The organism is Postechiella marina (genome assembly GCF_039538365.1).
Taxonomy (GTDB): Bacteria; Bacteroidota; Bacteroidia; order Flavobacteriales; family Flavobacteriaceae; genus Postechiella; species Postechiella marina.
Window position 1 is genome coordinate 276,052 of sequence record NZ_BAABCA010000004.1, and the last position, 15,953, is coordinate 292,004.

The window sequence follows — 15,953 nt, forward strand, 5'->3', positions numbered from 1 at the left end:
TTAACTAAAAAATGAGTAAAAAATATGTTATAGCGTTCGATCAAGGTACCACAAGTACCAGAACCATTGTTTTTGATGAACAAGGTAACATTGTGGCTATTTCTCAAAAAGAATTAACACAACATTATCCGCAACCAGGTTGGGTCGAGCACAACCCGTTAGATATATATAACGACCAATTAGAAACATTTAATAAAGCTGTTTTAGAATCTGGAATAAACCCTAAAAACATTGCAAGCATAGGTATAACAAACCAAAGAGAAACCACAGTGGTTTGGGATAAGGAAACCGGTAAGCCTATACACAATGCCATAGTTTGGCTAGATAAACGTACTACAGATATTTGTAAAGATTTAAAAAAGCAAAAGCTATCCAATTATATTAAAAAAAACACAGGCTTAGTTATAGATTCTTATTTTTCGGGCACTAAATTAAAATGGATTTTAGACCATGTAGAAGGCGCTCAAGAAAAAGCAGAACAAGGCAAACTCGCTTTTGGCACTATAGATAGTTGGTTAATCTACAAATTTACTAAAGGACAAAAACATGTTACAGACCATACCAATGCGTCTCGTACCATGATTTATAATATAAAAACATTATCATGGGATAACAAGCTATTAAAGTCTTTAAACATCCCTTCCTCCCTACTTCCTACAGTACAAAATTCGTCTTCCAATTTTGGTAACATCGAATTTAATGGAGTACAAATTCCAATTTATGGTGTTGCAGGCGACCAACAAGCATCTTTATTTGGTCAAGGTGGTTTCGAAAAAGGGATTGCCAAAAGTACCTTTGGTACAGGCTGTTTTATTTTATTAAACACTGGCAAAAAGCAAGTAAAATCTAAAAAAGGATTACTTACTACTTTAACTTGTAGTTTAGATAATGAACCCATTAACTACGCACTAGAAGGCAGTATTTTTGCAGGAGGCGCCTCTATACAATGGCTAAGAGACCGTATGCAAATTATAACATCTGCAAGCGAAACCGAAGCCATTTGCAATAGTATTCCGCCATTAAAAAATATTTATGTTGTTCCCGCTTTCGCTGGTTTAGGTGCACCACATTGGGATCACAAAGCAAAAGGAAGTGTTTACGGTATGACACTCGATACCGGAAAAGAAGAACTTGTTAAAGCTACAGTTGAAGCCTTAGCATACCAAACAAAAGATGTTATTGGTGCTATGGAAAAAGATAGCAAGAGTTATATTTCTACATTAAAAGTAGATGGTGGTGCAAGTGCAAATAACTATTTAATGCAATTTCAGTCAGATTTATTAAACGTTAATGTAGATCGTCCTAAAATGATAGAAGTTACTGCCTTTGGCGCTGCCTTATTAGCAGGAATAAAAGCTAAAGTATGGTCTAAAACAGAGATATCGTCTATCCGCGAAAGCGATATTATTTTTAGTCCAAAAATGGATGATAAAACAAGAAAACAAAAGTACAAAGGCTGGAAAAAAGCCATAAAAAGAACTAAAAGAAATTAAAATGAACGTGATGGAAGCAGAAGCAACTTTTTCAGTTCTAAATAGAACAGAAACTTTAGAAAAATTACAAAATCAAAAATTTGATTTAGCTATAATTGGTGGTGGTGTTACAGGAGCAGGAATAGCATTAGATGCAGCTTCTAGAGGCTTAAATGTATGCTTAGTCGAAAAAAACGATTTTGCATCGGGTACTAGTAATAAATCTACCAAATTAATACATGGTGGATTACGCTATTTAAAACAATTTGAAATTGGTTTAGTTAGAGAATCTGGTTCAGAACGTGCTATTGTTCATAAATTAGCACCACACTTAGTTATACCAGAAAAAATGCTTTTACCTTTGGTAGAAGGTGGTACGTATGGCAAAATGATGACTTCTATTGGGCTTAAAGTATACGACTTTTTAGCCGATGTTAAAGGAGATGATAGACGCAGAATGCTTGACAAAGAAGAAACTTTAGACAAGGAACCTTTATTAGATAAAGAAGTTGTTTTAGGTGGCGGTCTTTATGCAGAGTACAGAACAGATGACGCTCGTTTAACCATCGAAATACTAAAAAAAGCAGTATCGTTTGGAGCCACTATTATAAATTATTGTGAAATGGAATCGTTTAATTATAACGAATCTAAAAAAATTGAAAGTCTTAACTGTATAGATTATAATACTGGCGAAAAATTAATGATTAAAGCCAATAATTATGTTTCTGCAGCAGGTCCATGGGTCGATTTATTACGTAAAAAAGACCACTCAATGAATAAGAAACATTTGCACTTAACAAAAGGAGTACATATTGTTTTTCCTGCCAATAAACTACCTATTAGTCAACCACTTTACTTTGATGTTCCAGATGGCAGAATGATTTTTGCAATACCTAGAGGTCGTGTTACTTATGTTGGCACTACAGACACCAATTACTACGGTAATTTAAATCGTGTTGTAGCCACTAAAGATGATGCTAACTATATTTTAGAAGCTATTAATGCTACATTTCCAGATGTACATTTAACCGAAAAAGATATTGAATCTAATTGGGCAGGATTAAGGCCTTTAATACATGAGGAAGATAAAGACCCGTCAGAACTATCAAGAAAAGATGAGTTATTTATTTCAGATAGTGGCCTAATATCTATTGCTGGAGGTAAATTAACAGGTTATAGAAGAATGGCACAACGTGTTATTGAAGCTGTAATAGATACGATGGATGATGATAAAGTATCGAAACTTAAAAAGTCTGAAACTAAAACCATTGCATTAGTAACACCATCGCTTAACTCCTCTGCAGAGGTTAGTACTTACCAAAAAGAATTAATGTTCGAGCTTACTGCAATGGGAATAAAAGCGCCTTACCACGCTTGGTATTTATGTACCACTTACGGTAAAAAATCTGATTTAATTATTGAAAAATCTAAAGATTTTGATAATACTGATGTATTAGAACGTTTAATTCGTGCAGAATTGTGGTATTGTATCCATCATGAAATGACAAATAGTCTAACAGATTTCTTTGTACGTCGTACAGGACGCTTATATTTTAATATACCAAGTGTACAAAAATATTTAGATATCGTTTTAAAAGACGCTGTAAACTATTTAAATTGGAATGCAGAGCGTATAACTTCAGAAAAAGAAAATTTAGAAATATTAATTCTAGACGCAACAACATATTACCAAGAAGAGTTTAAATAAAAAACATTAGCATGAAAAATAGAGAATTAAATATATTAACAACTTTATTTGTTTTAATACTCTTTTTTAATTGCTCGAAAGAGAAAAACACATCCAGTTCTAAAAAAATATTTGAAGATTTAAACGCATCGTATTCGGGTATAAATTTTTGTAATACACTTACAGAAAACGATAGCTTAAATTACTTTACTTACTCGTATTTATATATGGGTGGTGGCGTATCTGTTGGCGATATAAATAACGATGGTTTAAACGATATTTACTTTACGGGCAATCAAGTACCCAATAAATTATACTTAAACAAAGGCAATCTTCAGTTTGAAGACATTACAGATAATGCTGGTGTTTCTGGCGATAACCGCTGGTATACAGGTGTTACCATGGCCGATGTAAATGCCGATGGTTATTTAGATATTTACTGCTCTGTTGCAGGGAAATTTAACCCCAAAAACAATCAATTATTTATCAATAACCAAGATGGCACATTTACAGATAAAGCAAAAGAATATGGGTTAGATGATATTGGAAACAGTGTACAAACCACTTTTTTCGATTACGATAAAGATGGCGATTTAGACCTATATGTTGCCAACTACCCTATTACTAAATTTAATGCCGATGTTTATGTATATAGTCAAAAAATGAAAACGGTTAACGATTTAGAAACCGATCATTTATACAGAAACGATGGCAATACTTTTACTAATGTTACCAACCAAGCTGGTGTAAAAAGCTTTGGATTAACACTAAGCGCAACTGTTGGCGATTTAAACAACGATTCTTGGCCAGATTTATACATTTCTAACGATTTTGCTTCACCCGATTATTTATATATAAATAACCAAGATGGCACCTTTAAAGAAGTTGTAAAGCAAGCCACATCGCACACTGCCTTTTATGGTATGGGTGTAGATATTGCCGACTTTAATAACGATGGCTACTTAGATATTTTTCAAGTAGATATGGATGCTAAAACCAATAAACGCAAAAAGGCTAATATGGCTGGTATGAATCCAGATTTGTTTTGGGGTGTAGTAGATGCTGGTTTTCATTATCAATATATGCAAAACTGTTTGCAAACTAACTCTGGTGTTTTTAAAGACAATAATCCGTTTTTCTCTAACATTTCTCGAATTACAGGCTTATCGTCTACAGACTGGAGTTGGGGTCCACTCTTTGCCGATTTTGATAACGATGGTTTAAAAGATTTATTTGTTACCAATGGCACGCGTAGAGAGGTTAATAACAGAGACTTTTTTAATCAAATAGATGATGCTTTTGCTATAGATAGCGATAAGACGTTAGAAATGAGCTTAAAAATACCATCAGAAAAAATAGATAATTTTATATTTAAAAATAACGGAAACCTCAACTTTAAACAAGCTAATAAAGATTGGGGAATAACATACAAAGGCTTTTCTAATGGCGTAGCTTACGCAGATTTAGATAACGATGGAGATTTAGAAATTATAACTAATAACATAGACGATAAGGCTTCTGTTTTTAAAAATAATAGTTCGACTACTAATAACTTCATAAAATTAAAATTTGAAGGCTCATCTAAAAATAAATTTGGACTTGGCAATCGCGTATATATTACTGCAAATGGCGAAACACAAATGCAAGAGCTTACGCTTACACGTGGTTTTCAATCTTCTGTAGCTCCAGAATTGCATTTTGGATTAGGCCAAAGCAACACTATTAATGTATTAAAAGTTATTTGGAGTGATGGTAAAGAAGAAGTTTTAAAAAATATTTCTGCAAATCAATCTTTAGTTTTAAAGCACACAAATGCGAATAAACAAAACGATAAAACAGAACATAAAGCAACGCTATTTAATTCTAACATAACAAATATTTTACCAGAGCATAAACACAACGAAAATAATTTTGACGATTTTAAATATCAAGTTTTATTACCGCACAAAATGTCTTCTTTAGGACCTGCCCTTGCTGTAGGAGATTTAAATAATGATGGTCTAGATGATTATTTTGTTGGCGGAGCTTTTAATAGAGAGGGTAACTTGTTTTTTCAAACTAAAAACGGTTTTAAAAAACAAAATATTGATGCTTTAGATAAAGATAAATTAAGTGAAGATGTTGGCGCATTAATTTTTGATGCAGACCACGATGGTGACAACGATTTGTATGTTGTTAGTGGCGGATACGAATTCTCATCAAAATCTAAAATGCTTCAAGACAGGCTGTACCTAAATAATGGCGATGGCAATTTTACTAAAGCTGATGACGCACTACCTAAAATGATATCTAGCGGATCTAAAGCTTATAAATTAGATTTTAATAAGGATGGCAAACAAGATCTTTTAATTTTAGGCAGACAAGTTCCTGGCAACTACCCTGCTCCTGCCAATAGCTTTCTGTTAGAAAATAAAAGTATAAACGGTATTGCAAAGTTTAACGATATTACATCAACTCACGCAGAAGCGTTTAATAATTTGGGTATGGCAACTAGTGCTATTATAACAGATATAAATAACGACTCTTGGGGCGATGTTATTATTGTAGGAGAGTGGATGCCTATTAGAGCTTTTATAAACAACAATGGTGTGTTTACAGAAGCATCAAACGCGCTTGGCTTAACAAAAGACACTACTGGCTGGTGGTGGAGCATAAACGAAGGTGATTTTGATAATGATGGTGATATGGATTACATAGTTGGAAACAATGGGTTAAACTACAAATACAAGGCAACCAAAGACGAAACTTTCGATATTTATGTAAATGATTTTGATAACGACAAGAAAAAAGATATTGTTTTAAGCTATTATAATGAAGGCAAACAATACCCAGTAAGGGGTCGAGAATGCTCGTCTCAACAAATTCCGAAAATTAAAGATAAATTTAAAAATTATGAGAGTTTTTCTGAAGCTACTTTGGTTGATGTTTATGACGAAAAATCGCTAGAATCGTCAACACACTACCAGGTTAAATCGTTTGCTAGTATATATTTAGAAAACAAAAATGGTAAATTTATTATACACCAATTACCAATAGAAGCCCAAACTTCTAGCATTAATTCTATTTTAATAGATGATTATGATAAAGACGGTGCTCTTGATGCTTTAATAGCAGGGAATCTTTTTGCCTCAGAAATTGAAACCCCTAGAAATGATGCAGGTCATGGTGTCTTTTTAAAAGGAAATAACAACGGAACATTTGAAGCTATACCTACCAGTAAAAGTGGTTTTTTTGTACCAGGAGATGTTAAAAACCTTTGCACTATAAAGACAAATAACGAGCACTATATTATTGCTGCAAAAAATAACGATAGCATTCAAACCGTACATATTTCTAAATAAAAAAGCCAGTGCATTATAAATGCACTGACTTTAATAGATAGTAATTAGTAGTTAGCTTATTATCTCAAGTTAATAGATAATTAATTATCATCTTGAGTATCTTCTTTCTTATCTCCTTTTGCACTTACAGCTCCTTTAGCAACGTGAGATGTTTTTCTCTCAGAACTAAAACGCATAATACTTTGGTAATTCCAGTTGTTATAAACATGAGATAATCCCCATTCAAATACTTGTGTTGGGTTATCTGCAGGAGCATCTAATGTTCTGTTTATACCTATAGCATGCGGCATATTTGCACCTTTAACAGCTCCACGAATTTCAAAGTTAACACCATCTTCTGCAAACTGAAACGTATTACGTTCTGGTCCATCGGTTGTAATTAAAGAAGCAATACCACCACTTGTAGGCCACACACAAATTTCGTGTCCAGAATTTGAGATTGGATTATATTTAGACTTTACATAAGGGCCTTTAGGATTGTCTGCCACAGCTACACCATGACGAATTTGGCGACCTCCAAATAAAATCTCTTCTCCCATTTGCTCGCCTTTATAGTATAAATAAAACTTTCCTTTAAATGGAATAATACAAGGATCGTGCACTTTATGCGAATCGAAATCACCTTTCTTTTCTACCATAAAACGGTTTTGCTCTGTTCCTTTCCAAACACCATTATCTGCAGGACTTAAAATAGGCTCTTCACTCTTTGTCCAAGGTCCGTTAGGAGATTTAGACCAAGCTAATCCCACTTGATTTTTAACCCTAACTGTATATGGAGATTTTACTGTTTGATAGCATAAATAATACAAATCGTCATGCTTCATTATTTCTACAGTAAACACAGAACGATCGTCGTAACTTCCTTTTTCACCCCTTAAAACTGCAGGACCTTCTTCTTTCCATGTCCATCCATCAACAGAAGTTGCATACCAAATATCGCATCTATCCCAAGGGAAAACTTTATCTTTTTCTACATCTCCTCCAAAACCTTGACTTTCGCCTGTACTCTTAGAATACCAAACATAGTATTTCCCATTTTCTTTAATCATTGCAGATGGATCACGACGCACAACGCCCTCTTCGTAAGCCAAATCTCCTTTAAGCGGTTGCATTGGTTTAAATACACGATACCAATCGTTCTCTACATACTTCCAATCTAATGCTCTTTTTGAAGCAGCACTTAAATAGTCTCTATTTGTTATACCAAAACGGTCTAATTTTTCATCAGTTATTTCCATAGCTTCATCTTGAATATGATTTTGTTCTACTTTCTCATTACAAGAAAACAAAATAATCACTAAAAGTGTTGAAAGAGTATATTTTATTTTTTTCATTTTTATTTTTATTTGATTAAATTATGCTAGAGTGTTTGAGTAAGCAATAACAATAATACCTATAACCATACAAGACAACCCTAAATAAAGAGAGTTTTTAGCTTTAGCTGAAGCGTTTATCCATTCTTTAGTAACTAAGCCACTAATAATAGCGGTTACTACGCATGCAGTGTTAAAAATAGCGTAACCTACACTACCGCCTAATTCTTTACCTAATTTAAAACCTGCATAGGCAAAAACTACAGATGCAGCAAAATTGAAAACTCCCATAATAGTAGTTAACATAATATTTTTTCCTAAGTGTGGTGTTTTAAATTTACTCCATAATTTTTTAGCAGATAATTGTTGTGCAAAATAAATAGCAATAGCAACACCACCAGCCATGTAAATAACATACATAACAGCAATAGCGCTTTTCCATGGAGCATTACCTTGTGCTTGCGATGCAGCATCTATAATTTCGCCTCCAGCTGCGTAAGCATAACTAAAACCTGTTGCCAATAAACCGCCAATAACAGCAATAAGAATACCTGTAATTATAGAGCCACTTTTCTTGGTTTCTGCATTATTAGTATTTTCTTCGTCTTTTTGACGAAGTATACCAGCTCTACCATTAGCCATAACTCCAACAAGAACAATAGCTAAACCAGCTAAAATTGTTAAAAACACATTACTTTTTGGCAAGCCAACTTGTATAAAAGGCAAAAGAGAACCTACTAGAATAATGGTTCCTATAAAAATAGAAAAACCTAAAGATAGGCCTATGTAATTTATGGCTTTACCCCACATCATTGCACCAATACCCCAAAGGACACTACAAATAATCATGGTAATTAAAGCGCTAGCAGGAATAGCAGCAAGAACATCTGCAAATCCATCGATTAACAAAAAAGCAGCTACGTTAGGTACAACAAATGTGTTAATAGCGAAAAACATACTCCATGTATTCTCAAACTCGTAGTCTTTGGTAAATTTTTCTGGTAATGCGTATAGCCCTAATAGTAATCCAGCTATAATCGCAAATAAAACGCCTGTAATCATAATATATTTAGTTTTAGTTTAATAATTATTACCATCCAAATTTAAAGATGGTTGTACTTTTAAATTCTTCTCCAGCCTTGGTTATTGACTTTGGTGAGTTATCTATATTTGGTCCGTTTTGGTATCTGTGTGTTTCACAGCAAAAACCTCTATACTTACCATATTGTTCTCCGTTTTCTCTTTTTATGGCATCCGATGTGTATTTGCCTGTATATAACAACATGCAAGGTTCTGTTGATAATACGGTTAAAGAACGTCCAGAATCAGCCGATGTAATTTGTGCAACTTCTTGTAGTTTAAAATCTGCATTATCAAACACATAAAAATGCTCGAAACCATCTCCAAGAGCCTCATGCACATCGCCTATTATTTTTCCGTTAGTTAAATCGTCTGCTTCACCAGTAATATTTGCTATTTCTCCTGTTGCAGCTCCGGTATCATCCATAACGTGTCTTTTAGCTGTATTTACCTTTGCATTATGGCTTTCGACTGTAGACGAAAATGCATTCAAATTAAAATACGTGTGGTTTGTTAAAGATAATGGAGTGTCTTGGTCTGGTATAGCGCTGTAATCAATTTTCAACTCATTATTAGATGTTAAAGTAAACGTAACTGTAACCTCAACGTTACCAGGAAAACCCTCTTCTAGGTCTTTACTGTAAAGTTTCATAATCACAGAACTTCCACTCGCTTCTGCTTGCCATATTCTTTTATCGAAACCAACTGTACCGCCATGTAAATTATTCTCTCCACAGTTTTTTGACAAGTTGTATTCTTTTCCGTTTAAAGAAAACTTAGAGTCTTTAATTTGAGAACAATAACGTCCTATAGTTCCGCCAAAATATGGAGAATTATCCACATATTCTTTCCCGAAATAACCATTTAAAGTATCAAATCCGCAAGCTATATTTTCAATATCGCCATTACTATTAGGCACTAATATAGATGTAATTGTAGCGCCATAATTAGTTATTTTTACTTCAACACCATTTTCATTTTTTAATGAAAACTCTTTAACATCTTCACCTTGATAATTTCCAAAATTTGAAACTTCTGCCATTTGAATTTAATATTTTAATGAAGCATGAGTTTAATGCGAAATTAAACTCATGCAGATTTAGTTTAGTTTAGTTTTTTTACTTTTCCTCGTATGGTGCCAATTTTTCCCAATTAAAAATAACACCAACACCTGGATAATCTGGAGCCACAGCTCTAAAATTCTCGACTACTAATGGTCTAGTTGTATACTCGTCAATAGGAAAGCTATGCACCTCTAACCAACCTGAATTAGGTTGAGCAGACACTAAGCTTACATGTAATTCTTGCATACCATGAGAACAGGCAGGTATATTATGTTTATCTGCTAATCTGGCAGCAGCTAACCATCCTGTTACACCTCCACAGTTTGAAGCATCTGGTTGCACAAACGAAAGTTTTGATTGCTCCATAGCGTACTCAAACTCATGAATAGTGTGTAAATTTTCTCCCATAGCCAAAGGGAACCCCGTAGCATCAACTATCTCTCCAAAACCTTTATAGTTATCTGGAATAATTGGCTCTTCAAACCAAGTAATATTATGTTCTTTAAAACCTTCAATAGCTTTAATAGCTTTTTCTACGGTCATAGAATAATTGGCATCTACCATAAAGGTAACATCTGGTCCAATATACTCTCTAACTGCTTTAATACGATCTAGATCTTCTTGTAAATTATCTCTACCTATTTTAATCTTCACTGCGTTAAAACCACGAGATAAATAAGATTCCATATTACCTAAAAGTTTATCTAATGGAAACATTAAATCGATACCACCGCAATATGCTTTACAGGTATTTCCTGCGCCACCTGCCATTTTCCATAAGGGTTGATTTGCTTTTTTACAACGAATATCCCACAGTGCAATATCAACTGCAGAAATTGCAAAAGAAGCAATACCACCACGACCAACGTAATGCACATGCCACTCTAAAAAGTCGTAAATACCTTCTATGTCTGTACCGTCTTTACCAATTAGAGCTTCAGTAAAATCGTGTTCTACCATAGCTTTTATAGAAAAGCCTCCTTTTCCTCCAGTATAGGTATAACCTGTACCCTCGCTACCATCTTCAAGAGTTATGGTTACCGTAACTAACTCAAAATGGTAATGGTCGCCATGTTTAGCATCAGACATTACTTCTGGTAATGGCACCGTAAACAAACGTGTTTTTATATTTGAAATTTTTGTACTCATTCTTTTCTTGCTTTTAGTCTCTAACGATTACTATTCAGTTAAAAAAAATTAAGCTTTATGTCTAATATAGAAAGTCTTCTTCTCCATATATTGTTCAAAACCATATTTACCATCTTCACCACCAGAACCAGATAATTTATATCCGTTATGAAATCCTTGGTGCTGCTCTCCATGACCTCTGTTTACATAGATTTCTCCGTATTCAAGTTCGTCATTACATTTCATAATGGTATTCATGTCGTTAGTAAATACCATTGCAGCTAAACCATATTCACAATCGTTTGCAAAACCAATTACTTCTTCAAAAGTTTTAAATTTTAATACTGGTAAAATTGGTCCGAAAGATTCTTCGTGTACAATAGTCATCTCTTGAGTAACGTTAGTTAAAACGGTTGGCTCGAACCAGAATCCTTTTTCAAATCCAGCACCTTCTGGTCTTTTTCCTCCTGCAGCTAGTGTTGCGCCTTCATCTAAACTTACTTTTACTAAATGCTCCATATGTTTTAACTCAGAACCATTTACTTTTGGCCCCATATCTGTAGCTTCTAGCATTGGGTCTCCAACTTTTATTTCGGCAACTTTAGCTAAGAATTTCTTCATAAACACATCGTAAATACCTTCGTGCACATACATACGCTCGTTACAAGTACAAACTTGACCACAGTTATCGAAACGAGAATGTAAAGCTGCATCTACAGCTGCATCGATATCGGCATCTTCAAAAACAATAAAAGGTGCTTTTCCTCCTAATTCTAATTGAACATGTGTTAAGTTTTGAGCTGCATTTCTTGCAATTTGCTGACCAACAGGTGTAGACCCGGTCATGGTTACCATTTTACAAAGCGGACTTTCTACTAGAGCATTACCCATAGCACGACCTGGCCCTGTTAAAATGTTAATTACACCTGCAGGAATACCTACTTTGTTAGCTAAATCTCCTAACTCTAAAGTTGCTAAAGGCGTTTCTGATGTTGGTTTAATAATAATAGTATTTCCTGCTACCAAAGCTGGACCTAATTTACGTCCTGCTAAAGCTAGAGGAAAGTTCCATGCAGTAATTGCTACTACGACACCACGAGGTACTTTTTGAATCCAGATTTGCTCGTTTGGATTATCTGAAGGGATAATATCTCCTTCAATTCTTCGTGCTCCTTCGCATGCATATCTTATAAAAGATGCTGTAACAGCTACTTCAAAACGAGCTACTTTTAGTAATTTACCTTGTTCTTTAGTTAATAATTGAGCTAATCGTTCTGTATTAGCATCAATTTCATCAGCTAATTTGTATAATAAATCTGCACGATCTCGTGCAGGTAATTTTTTCCATTCTTTTTGTGCTTTATCGGCATGTTCTAATGTTTCTAAAGCTTCTTCTGCAGTACCGTTTTGAACACGTGCCACAATCTCTTCTGTAGACGGACTAACAATATCTATAGTCTCGCCAGAAGTAGATGTTCTCCATTCACCATTAATAAACAATTGGTAATCTTTAATCTCTGCCATAATTTTTTAGTTAATTATTAATTTTTGGTTTTCTGTATTTATCCATTCTAACAGCTGCTTTACCTTCGTAAACTCTTTTTAGCTGCCAAAGTGGTCTTTCTAATGTTAATTCCCAATCGAATAACATTTTGTATAATTCTTTTACTTTTTCTGGGTGTACAGATGCTAAATCGTTAACTTCAGAAATATCATCTTCTATATTGTATAATTCTGCTGGTCTATCTGGAAAACGAATTAGTTTATAATCGTTATGCCTTATAGCACCTCGAGCTTCCTTTTTCCAATATAGTGTTTCGTGTGGTTTACCTTTATTACCTTTTTTTAAATAAGGTAACAAATCGACACCGTCTAAACCTTTTATTTTACTAACATCTCCACCTGCTAAGGTTACAAATGTTGGTAGTAAATCTAAAGTTGAAACCGGTTTGTTAAACGTAGTACTTTTTTTTAATTGCCCTTTCCAAGACATTAAAAAAGGAATACGAATACCGCCTTCTAAATGATTTGCTTTTGTTCCGCTAAGCGGATGATTATTAGATTCGTTTGAATCTGACGGGCCTCCATTATCATTAGCAAAAACAATTAAAGTGTTTTTTTCTATGCCTAAATCTTTTATTTTCTGCAGCACTTGTCCGCAAGCTCGATCTAAACCAATGGTCATAGCTGCTAATGTTCTGCGCTTACCTGTTAAATGACTTGGTATTGTTTTTAAATCGTCTGCTCTAGCTTCCATTGGTGTATGCACCGCGTTAAAAGATAAATACACGAAAAATGGATTTTCTTTATTACGCTCCATGAAACTCATGGTTTCTTTGGCTAAAGCATCGGTTAAATAAATCTCGCTCTCTTTATAACCTTCAAAACCTCTTTCTAAACGATCTTCTTTTCTTTGTTTTTTGCTGTGTTTAGTGATTTCATAATAACTACGTGCACCACCCCTAAAGCCATAAAACTCGTCGAAACCTCTTTTTGTAGGATGAAATCGATCTGCATTTCCCATGTGCCATTTGCCAAAAACAGCTGTTTTATAACCTAATTTTTGAAGATAATCTGCAACTGTTTTTTGATCTAATGGCAAGCCCATGTCGTCTCCGGTTAAACCAGAATGACTCATGTAGCCAGGAACATTATTTTCTTCGTAACCAAATTTTTGCTGATACATACCTGTTAGTAACCCCGCTCTTGATGGCCCACAAACTGCAGCCGAAACATAAGCTTGAGTAAACTTTACACCACTTTTTGCTAAAGCGTCTAAATTTGGCGTTTTAAAGTCTTTACTACCCTGAAAACCAAAATCTGCATAACCGGCATCATCAGATAAAATAAAAACGATGTTTGGTTTTTCTTGAGCGTTACTTTTTTGAAATGCAAGCATTACAATCGCTATAAAACATAGCGATTGTAAGTTGCGAAGTATACTTGTTAATTTTAAAAACATTTTAGTAATTAAATATGAGTTTATCTACCCATCCATCCACCATCTACTAGCGTGATAGATCCATGCATATAATCCGAAGCTTTAGATGCTAAGAATACAATTGGCCCAGCAAAATCTTGAGGTTCTCCCCAACGACCAGCAGGAATACGTGCTAAAATAGAGTCTGCACGTTCTGGGTTGTTACGTAAAGCCTCTGTATTATCTGTAGCAATATAACCTGGAGCAATACCATTTACATTTACACCTTTACCTGCCCACTCGTTAGCAAATGCCATAATCATTTGCCCTATAGCACCTTTACTAGCTGCATAACCTGGCACCGTAATACCTCCTTGATATGTTAATAGAGAGGCTGTAAAAATTATTTTACCAGAACCACGCTCTATCATATCTTTACCTATTTCTCTAGTTAAGATAAATTGTGCATTTTGGTTAACTTCAATTACCTTATCCCACATATCGTCTGGGTGTTCTGCAGCAGGTGTTCTTAAAATAGTTCCTGCATTATTTACCAAGATATCTATTTGAGAATGATTAGTTTTTACTGCTTTTATAAAGGCATACAAAGACTCTCTATTAGAAAAATCGCTTTGGTAAGCTGTAAACTTTTTTCCTCTAGCAGTAACTTCTTTTTCAATTTCGCTTCCTTCTAATTCTAGCGAAGCCGAAACCCCAATAATATCTGCTCCTGCTTCTGCTAAAGCAATCGCCATTCCTTTTCCTATTCCTCTTTTACAACCTGTAACGATTGCTACTTTCCCTTCTAAACTAAAACTATTTAAAATACTCATAATATATGTTTAATTGTTGATGTACTTATTCGTGTTACTGTTTTCGTTTAAACCCTTAAACAATTCCACGTTTGAAGATTTTTTTTTATAATTGACAATCCATTAAGACTTTTAATCCGTCAGGGTTTTTATCTATATTTTCAAACACTTGTTGGATGTTAGATAATGGCTGTACATCTGTAATCATCTCTTCAAATGGCAACTCGTTTGCTGTAATTAAAGCAATAGATTTTTCGTAATCTTCTTTTTCGTAAACACGTGCTCCAATTAATTTTAATTCTTTCCAGAAGAATTTAAATAAATCAATTTCTTTTTTCTGTCCATGAATGGCAACCATTACAATTCTTCCTCGAATACCAGCCACTTCTGTCATAACATCTAGAGCGGGCTGCACACCTGCTACTTCAAAAACCACATCGGCTTTTCTACCTTCGGTTTTGCCATGAACGTAGTCTACTAAATCTACATCTATTGGACTTACAGCATCGAAACCTAAAGCTTTTGCTTTTGCGATTCGAACAGGATTTACTTCAGAAATAATAACCTGAGCTCCAACTTCTTTTGCTACCATAGCGACTAACAAACCTATTGGACCACCACCTAAAACAACAGCAGTTTCTCCTTTTACTAATCCGCTTAAACGCACATCGTGGGTCGCTACAGATAAAGGCTCTATTAAAGCCGCTAATTTTAAATCGGTATTTTCTTTTAATTTATGAAGTACAAATGCAGGTACATTCCAATATTGTTGCATAGAACCTGGGCTATCTATACCTATAAAATTTAGTTCTTCACAGATATGATTAAACCCTTTGTCTGATGGCTTTACCTTAGTATCGTCTAATGGACGTACAACTACTTTGTCTCCTACCACATAACCAGACACATCTGCTCCTACAGCATCAATGGTTCCAGACATCTCGTGCCCAATGGTTTGTGGCATAGCTACTCGCTTATCCATCATACCATGATAAATATGAACATCGGTTCCGCAAACACCAGAATATGCTACTTTAATTCTTACTTCGTTAGCTCCTGGTTGCTCTATTTCTTTTTCGATTACTTTAAAGGTTTTATTACCTTCATAAACGGTTGCTCTCATTATATTTTATTGT

General features: G+C 34.4%; 11 protein-coding genes. 3 read left to right on the forward strand and 8 right to left on the reverse strand.

What is annotated here, in order from left to right; all coding sequences use genetic code 11:
• The first annotated feature begins 11 nt into the window (after positions 1-11).
• The 3 genes from glpK to ABD715_RS10505 are packed head-to-tail and all read left to right on the forward strand — an operon-like array spanning position 12 to position 6,500.
• Positions 12-1,493, forward strand: a complete 1,482-nt coding sequence (gene glpK / locus ABD715_RS10495) for a glycerol kinase GlpK (RefSeq protein WP_344788170.1) — start codon at positions 12-14, stop codon at positions 1,491-1,493.
• A 10-nt stretch (positions 1,494-1,503) separates the two neighbouring features.
• Positions 1,504-3,180, forward strand: coding sequence for a glycerol-3-phosphate dehydrogenase/oxidase (locus ABD715_RS10500; protein WP_344788171.1), 1,677 nt, complete (start codon positions 1,504-1,506; stop codon positions 3,178-3,180).
• Between the two features lie 11 nt (positions 3,181-3,191).
• Positions 3,192-6,500, forward strand: coding sequence for a VCBS repeat-containing protein (locus tag ABD715_RS10505; RefSeq protein WP_344788172.1), 3,309 nt, complete (start codon positions 3,192-3,194; stop codon positions 6,498-6,500).
• Between the two features lie 80 nt (positions 6,501-6,580).
• Here ABD715_RS10505 and ABD715_RS10510 read toward each other — a convergent pair whose 3' ends face one another.
• The 8 genes from ABD715_RS10510 to ABD715_RS10545 all read right to left on the reverse strand — a co-directional run bounded on the left by ABD715_RS10510 (position 6,581) and on the right by ABD715_RS10545 (position 15,940).
• Positions 6,581-7,834 carry a glycoside hydrolase family 117 protein gene (locus ABD715_RS10510; RefSeq protein ID WP_344788173.1) on the reverse strand — a complete coding sequence of 418 codons (1,254 nt, stop codon included), beginning with the start codon at positions 7,832-7,834 and terminating at the stop codon, positions 6,581-6,583.
• Between the two features lie 21 nt (positions 7,835-7,855).
• Entirely contained in the window at positions 7,856-8,875 is a 1,020-nt protein-coding gene (locus tag ABD715_RS10515) for an L-rhamnose/proton symporter RhaT (RefSeq protein WP_344788174.1), read from the reverse strand.
• Positions 8,876-8,903: 28 nt separating this feature from the next.
• Positions 8,904-9,935, reverse strand: a complete 1,032-nt coding sequence (locus tag ABD715_RS10520; RefSeq protein WP_344788175.1) for an aldose epimerase family protein — start codon at positions 9,933-9,935, stop codon at positions 8,904-8,906.
• A 76-nt stretch (positions 9,936-10,011) separates the two neighbouring features.
• Positions 10,012-11,106 carry a mandelate racemase/muconate lactonizing enzyme family protein gene (locus tag ABD715_RS10525; RefSeq protein ID WP_344788176.1) on the reverse strand — a complete coding sequence of 365 codons (1,095 nt, stop codon included), beginning with the start codon at positions 11,104-11,106 and terminating at the stop codon, positions 10,012-10,014.
• Positions 11,107-11,154: 48 nt separating this feature from the next.
• Positions 11,155-12,609: an aldehyde dehydrogenase gene (gene aldA, locus ABD715_RS10530; RefSeq protein ID WP_344788177.1), complete on the reverse strand. Its 1,455-nt coding sequence runs from the start codon at positions 12,607-12,609 to the stop codon at positions 11,155-11,157.
• Positions 12,610-12,619: 10 nt separating this feature from the next.
• Positions 12,620-13,984 (reverse strand): sulfatase, encoded by a 1,365-nt coding sequence (locus ABD715_RS10535; protein WP_344788179.1) that lies wholly within the window; start codon positions 13,982-13,984, stop codon positions 12,620-12,622.
• A gap of 83 nt (positions 13,985-14,067) precedes the next feature.
• Positions 14,068-14,832, reverse strand: coding sequence for an SDR family NAD(P)-dependent oxidoreductase (locus tag ABD715_RS10540; RefSeq protein WP_344788426.1), 765 nt, complete (start codon positions 14,830-14,832; stop codon positions 14,068-14,070).
• Between the two features lie 91 nt (positions 14,833-14,923).
• Positions 14,924-15,940 (reverse strand): zinc-dependent alcohol dehydrogenase, encoded by a 1,017-nt coding sequence (locus tag ABD715_RS10545; protein ID WP_344788180.1) that lies wholly within the window; start codon positions 15,938-15,940, stop codon positions 14,924-14,926.
• Positions 15,941-15,953: the final 13 nt, after the last annotated feature.

Bases quoted from the DNA above. Each gene is read 5' to 3' on its own strand.
- glpK (WP_344788170.1), top strand. From the start codon at position 12: ATGAGTAAAAAATATGTTATAGCGTTCGATCAAGGTACCACAAGTACC.
- ABD715_RS10500 (WP_344788171.1), top strand. From the start codon at position 1,504: ATGGAAGCAGAAGCAACTTTTTCAGTTCTAAATAGAACAGAAACTTTA.
- ABD715_RS10505 (WP_344788172.1), top strand. From the start codon at position 3,192: ATGAAAAATAGAGAATTAAATATATTAACAACTTTATTTGTTTTAATA.
- ABD715_RS10510 (WP_344788173.1), bottom strand. From the start codon at position 7,834: ATGAAAAAAATAAAATATACTCTTTCAACACTTTTAGTGATTATTTTG.
- ABD715_RS10515 (WP_344788174.1), bottom strand. From the start codon at position 8,875: ATGATTACAGGCGTTTTATTTGCGATTATAGCTGGATTACTATTAGGG.
- ABD715_RS10520 (WP_344788175.1), bottom strand. From the start codon at position 9,935: ATGGCAGAAGTTTCAAATTTTGGAAATTATCAAGGTGAAGATGTTAAA.
- ABD715_RS10525 (WP_344788176.1), bottom strand. From the start codon at position 11,106: ATGAGTACAAAAATTTCAAATATAAAAACACGTTTGTTTACGGTGCCA.
- aldA (WP_344788177.1), bottom strand. From the start codon at position 12,609: ATGGCAGAGATTAAAGATTACCAATTGTTTATTAATGGTGAATGGAGA.
- ABD715_RS10535 (WP_344788179.1), bottom strand. From the start codon at position 13,984: ATGCTTGCATTTCAAAAAAGTAACGCTCAAGAAAAACCAAACATCGTT.
- ABD715_RS10545 (WP_344788180.1), bottom strand. From the start codon at position 15,940: ATGAGAGCAACCGTTTATGAAGGTAATAAAACCTTTAAAGTAATCGAA.